Here is a 5726-nt window from a genome sequence, read left to right as displayed (position 1 = left end):
GAGAACGCCGACGTCCCCGAACCTGAGGCACACAACACCACCCATGACGCCCTAAACCTGAGGAACAGGGCACCACCGGTGACGCCCTGTGCATCGAGAACGCCGACGTCCCCGAACCTGAGGCACACAACACCACCCATGACGCCCTAAGCCTGAGGAACGAGCAGGGTGGGCGCGGCGGGGGGTTGGGGGGTTCGGGTGAAGGTGTTGGTGTCGGCCGATCTGTGGGAGGTCACGTCTGCCCGGAGGGTGTCTCCTTGCGTCACGGTGTCGCCTTCCGTCACCCTCGCCGTCACTCTCTCGAGGAAAGTGTCGTAGCTTATGGCGCCGGGAGCACCCAGTAATGCTGCGTCATCCCGGAGACGGTCACCTCTGTTGCGTCGTAGCCCTCGACATTGGTTTCGGTGGAGTCTCGGTAGTAGGGCAAGGCCCGTTGTCTGTCACCGAATCGCTGGTAGACGCGAAGGATGACGCTCGTCAGACGGAATCCCGTGAGGCCCTGGCCAACGCGCTGTTGAGGATCGAGGAACGGTTCGACTCTCAGACCAAGTGGATCGTGGGGGTCATTGTCGGCATGACAGGCATCATGATCGCCCTGATGGGTTTGACAACGTGAGGATCCGGTAGATCGTTTCGCAGCGTGCCGGCCAGCGGCGGGCAACCGACCTTGACATACACCCCTTGAAATCTCCTCGGGGTAAGGTACGTTCAGGGTGAACGAGAAGGAGCAAGACCCGTTGACTGTCACCGAATCCCTGGTAGACGCGAAGGACGAAGCGCGTCAGGCCGAATCCCGCGAGGCCCTGGCCCACGCGCTGTTGTTGATCGAGAAGCAGCTCGCCTCCCAGACCAAGTGGATCGTCGGGGTCGGAATCGGCACGGTTGCGCTCATCGTCGCGGCGCTGCGGTGACAGGACACTTGACTACTTAGGCCGCGGCTGCGCTTGCTTCGCGAAGGCGTCCATATACCCGTCCGATGCCCGAGGCAGACCGGTCTCATTGCTGTCTGAGTTCCGCCACCGGTCCAGCCGGAGAGTCGCGGGCCTCGGTGTCGGGACTCACGATTCTCCTCTGGAAGGCCGAATCAGTTCAGGGCGATCAGGGATACGGCTCCCAGGGACAGCAAGAGACCCACTATGCGCTGGGGAGCGGGCCTTTCTTTGTAGACCAGGAAGGCCATGACCACCACCACAGCCGGATAGAGGGCCGACACGACCGCAACGAGACCCAGAGGCCCGATTCGCACTGCCAGCACGTAGGAGAGGTTGGCCAAGATGGCGCCCCCGGCGGCGAAACTCAACAGCAGTTCCTTCCTTGCCATCCTGAGCGGGATCCCCCGCGCGATGACCAGGACCACCGCCGTGACAACGCTGGCGCACCTGAAGGGAATCAACGGCCACATGCCGGCGTCGCCCGAGATCTGCGCCAGCCCGATGAACATCAGCGAGAAGCCCAGACCGGCTCCGAGACCGTATATCGCCTTCCCCGGGCGGTCTTCACGGATCCCGGTCGCAACGGTCAGCCACATGGCAGGGGCGGCGAGGGCAACCCCTATCCACGGCAACAGGGCATAGCGCTCGCCGGTCAGCAACCCGAACATGAACGGGATCAATGACAGGGTGATGGCGGACACCGGAGCGACCACCGCCATCTTGCCCTTTGCGAGACCCTCGTAGTAGGCGACCACCCCTGCGACCGCGGCGACACCGCTCGCCGCTCCCCAAGCCAGGTCGGAGAGGATGACGGTGGACCCGTAGGCCATGTCGTACACGAACGCAATCAAGACCGAAAGCGCCAAGGCCATGATGTTGGACCAGAAGGCAACCGCGAACACCGGGGCCCGGCGGGTGGCCACCCCACCTGCGAAGTCGAAAACCCCGTAGAAGATAGAGGTCAGTCCAGCTAGGAGGATAGCCATAGGCCTCCCGGAAGAAGCAAGGGTGTGCTCACGCTAACGAGCGGGGAGCCTCGACGATCGTCAACCCCTTTGTCGGGGACCGAGCTACTCACCATTGTGCGGTTTGGGGCCTCGCGCCCTCGTGTCCCTCGCCTCTGGGCATCTTGTAGCCGACACGTGGTTCGGTGAAGAGGTAGTTGGGGTTGGTGGCGTCGTCGCCGAGCTTGCGGCGGAGGGTGTTCACGGCGGTGCGCATGGGCCGCAGGTCTGCGTCGCCTGGCAGGTTCCATACGTGTTCTAGCAGGTGTTGATAGGTGACTACACGGCCCGCGTGTGTTGATAGCTCGACAAGCATCCGGTATTGGAGAGGGGTCAGCTCTATCCGGTCGGCGGCTAGGGTCACGAGGCGCTCGGTGTAGTCGATGGTCAGGTCTCCCACGACGTAGGAGGTTGGCGGTTGTGCCGTGCGTCTGCGTATCGCTGCTCTGATGCGCGCTACGAGTTCGGTGGGTGAGAAGGGCTTCACGACGTAGTCTTCGGCACCCATGTCGAGGGCGCGGGCAATGTATTGGTCTTGACCGTAGGCGGATACGAAGATGACCGGTGTGTCGTCGGTGGCCCTGATGTCTCTCATCAACTCGACGCCGTCGGCTCCGGGAATGAAGAGATCGAGAAGGACCAGGTGGGGTTTCTGTTCCTTGATAAGGCCCGGCACGTCTTCGGGGTCGCTGGTGGCGATGACCGAATAGCCCCACTCGGTGAGGACGTTGTGGATGTATCGGAGGGCCTCGGGGTCATCGTCCACCGCCAGGATGCGGATCCGTGCCGGCGCTTGTCCGGGGGTGTGGCGGGTGGAGAGTTGGGGCACCGATGCCGCAGAGGCGGCCGCTGGCTTCTCGACCGTCGGGAGGGTGAAGGTGAAGACCGCGCCCAGGCCCGGCCCCGCACTCTCGGCCCAAATCCTGCCTCCGTGTGCTTCAACTATCCCTTTGCTGACTGCAAGACCCAGACCCGCCTTCCCGCCCTGTTCATCGGAACCGAGCCGGGGGAACTTCCGAAACAGGCGTGGGAGGCTCTCGGCAGGGATGCCTCTGCCTTCATCGGAGACCGACACTGCTACATGAAGTTCGGTTGTCACGGCCTCCACTCTGATCGTGGACGCCTCAGGTGAGTGCCGTGACGCGTTGACCAGCAGGTTGGCAAGCACCTGCACGATGCGCGATCTGTCGGCCATGACCAACGGCAGGTCCGGAGCGAGCTCGAATTGAAGGTTCTGCGGGTGCCCACCGACGCGGAACGAGTTGCCGGCCTCGCCGATGATGGCTACCAGGTCTGCGGGTTTCGGGGAGACTGATAGTGCGCCTGTCTCTATCAGGGCCATGTCGAGGAGGTCTGTGATCAAGGCTCGCATCCGGTCGGTCTGTTCGAAGATGATCCGATGGAACTGGCGTATCTCGGTCGGGTGCATGTCGGAGGACTCGTCCAGCAACACGGAGACCGAACCGCGTATCGCGGCCAGGGGTGTGCGTAGTTCGTGGCTGACCATCGCCAGGAACCCGGCCCTCATCCGGTCGAGCTCCTTTACCGGGGCCATGTCCTGCATGGTCGCCACGAGGCTCTCTAACTCGCCGCGGTCGGAGCAGATGGGTGTGGTGTTGACCAGGACGGTGACGGTCCGCCCGTCGGGCACGAGGATGTCCATCTCCTCGGCCCGGATCGTCTCCCCGACGCCCATCACGTCAGCTATCGACCGGGTCTCCAAGCTGACTTCGCGTCCATCGGCCCGCCGGATGGTGAGGACGCCCATCAGTTCCTCCGGGGTTTGGTCGGGTGACCGCAGCTCATCGATGATTCTGGCGGCCTCCCGGTTGTATGAAACCGGGTTTCCCGTGCGGGCATCGAAGACCGCAACCCCGACAGGTGAAGTATTGACCAGGGTCTCCAGGTCGGTCCGGGCCCGCTGCTCGTCACGGTAGGTCCGGGCGTTGGCTATGACCATCGCGGCCTGGGAGGCGAACATCACCAGCGTTTCCTCGTCCTCACTGCTGTACTCCTCCCCGCCATCTCTGCCCAGGAAAAAGTCGGCCACGCGCTCGTCCCGATGCATGACCGGCGCGGACAGGAACGGGACCACAGCACCCACCGGCATGGGGAGACGAAACGCCGACAACCCCACAGACTTCACGTGCCCGAACACGTCCGGGAGCCGTAACGGCTCCGGGACGCTGTCGAAGTAATCGAGTAAGTCCGGTCCCACTTCCAAACCCCAGAGTTCCTCGGCCTCCCCGGAGGTCAACCCGCAGGAGAGGAAGTCCTGTATGCCGCCAGCCTCGTCACGGAGCGTGACGACCCCGTAGTCGGAGTGGGTCAGGGCCCGGGCGGAATCCAGCACGCCTTGGAGCACAGTGTCGAGGTCGAGGCTCTCGTTGATCCGCAGGGTTGCCTCACACAGCCTCGATAGCCGTTCCCGGAGGGCCAGGTTCTCGGCCAACAGGTCCGCCTCTCGGCTCAACTTCCCACCTCTACCAAGGCTTGGAGAGGCCCGCGGGACCTACCAATGAGGGACTCCAGACGCACACCTTTTGGATCCAGGCCATGTCGGCTCAGCTTATCTAGTTAACATAAGAATCATAACATTAGGGCCAATTCTTCAGACACTTAACGTCTAAATCATATCCATACCTGTACAGTGGGATCCTCATGGCCAGTCGATGGGAGGGAACCAGTTGGTACTCAACCAACAGCAGCGCTGCTCCGAGGTTCCAACTCTCTACACTCCCGGCGCTACAGGAGAGGTGGGCATGGTTCGACCGGCCAGGGCCGCATCGAAGCCGGTTCCCCGGTGATCCCCATCGAGCCGAGGGACAGAGCCTCACCGCAAGGGGGCCACACAATCACCGTCCACCTCGGCCGATGGCAGACCTACACCGTCCAGGTCTCCAGATCGCGGCGGGTGATGACTCGTCTGGTAACGCAACAGTGGAGGAGGACATTGAGATGAGGCGGGAAGCACGACTCCGGACCAGGTTCGCGAACTCCGGGAAGCAGGTGCTCTTGCTGGCAGTCATGCTCGGCGTAGTTGCCTGCGGCGGGTCGGATGCTGAGCGTGTCCGGGAGGTCAGCGAGGAGCCCTCGATGGAGGATGATCCGGTTAGCGCTGAAATAGGCGTCATGGATCTTCAGGAAGGCGACTGCATCGTTTCTGGTATAGATGCCGGGACGAGGGTCGAGGCGGTGACGATCGTGCCGTGTTCCGATGCTTGGCAGCACCGGGTGACGGCTGTCTTCGATGTTGCGGATGCGGATCAGTACCCGGGGGAGGATGCCGTGCGTGGAGAGGCCGCCCGGAAGTGCGGCAGCGACGCGTACTACCTGTATCCGACCACCGAGTCCTGGGACCTCGGCGACCGAGAGATCGTGTGCCTCGAGGAACCACCGGCGCCTAGCACCACGCTCCCTCCGGCTGAGCCGACCACGACGGTTGCTGCGACAACAACGGCTGCTGTGACGTCCACATCGGCCGCGACACCAGTGGATGGTCCTGCTCTGCCACTGTCAGCAAGTGAGGTGTACCAGTTGGTTGCGCCGTCGATCGTGTTTGTTGAGACCGAGACCGGTACGGGTAGCGGGTTCCTGGTTGATGGTGGCTATGTGGTGACCAACCATCATGTGGTGTGGCCCCACGACGCGGTGTGGGTGGTCTTCCCCGACGGTACCGAGGCCTGGGTACCCGTGTTGGGGTGGGATCCGTTTGCCGACCTGGCAGTGTTGGGCCCGGTTGTTGATGGTCATTGAAAATCCCCGGAGTTGATCACTGAAATTCCCCACC

Annotated in this window: 5 protein-coding genes; 3 read left to right on the top strand and 2 right to left on the bottom strand. The window is 62.9% G+C overall.

The genetic code is table 11. From position 1 onward, the window contains the following. The first annotated feature begins 433 nt into the window (after positions 1-433). Positions 434-616 (top strand): hypothetical protein, encoded by a 183-nt coding sequence (locus OXK16_11495; protein MDE0376567.1) that lies wholly within the window; start codon positions 434-436, stop codon positions 614-616. A gap of 97 nt (positions 617-713) precedes the next feature. Continuing rightward, positions 714-911, top strand: coding sequence for a hypothetical protein (locus OXK16_11490; protein MDE0376566.1), 198 nt, complete (start codon positions 714-716; stop codon positions 909-911). 173 nt (positions 912-1084) lie between these two features. On the opposite strand, the gene OXK16_11485 is transcribed toward OXK16_11490, so the two are convergent. Then, positions 1085-1918, bottom strand: a complete 834-nt coding sequence (locus tag OXK16_11485) for a DMT family transporter (GenBank protein ID MDE0376565.1) — start codon at positions 1916-1918, stop codon at positions 1085-1087. Positions 1919-2006: 88 nt separating this feature from the next. After that, on the bottom strand, positions 2007-4409 hold the full coding sequence (locus OXK16_11480; protein ID MDE0376564.1) for a response regulator: 2403 nt from the start codon (positions 4407-4409) through the stop codon (positions 2007-2009). A 485-nt stretch (positions 4410-4894) separates the two neighbouring features. Here OXK16_11480 and OXK16_11475 point away from each other — a divergent pair, with 485 nt between their 5' ends. Continuing rightward, complete coding sequence (locus OXK16_11475; protein ID MDE0376563.1) at positions 4895-5692, top strand: trypsin-like peptidase domain-containing protein; 798 nt, start codon at positions 4895-4897, stop codon at positions 5690-5692. Positions 5693-5726 lie beyond the last annotated feature (34 nt).

The organism is bacterium (genome assembly GCA_028821235.1).
Lineage (GTDB): Bacteria > Actinomycetota > Acidimicrobiia > Spongiisociales > Spongiisociaceae > Spongiisocius.
Note: the sequence above shows the minus strand (reverse complement) of the source record. Positions and strands in the feature narration are given on the sequence as shown.

Coding starts and splice junctions, on each gene's coding strand:
- OXK16_11485 (MDE0376565.1), bottom strand. CDS start 1,918: ATGGCTATCCTCCTAGCTGGACTGACCTCTATCTTCTACGGGGTTTTC.
- OXK16_11475 (MDE0376563.1), top strand. CDS start 4,895: ATGAGGCGGGAAGCACGACTCCGGACCAGGTTCGCGAACTCCGGGAAG.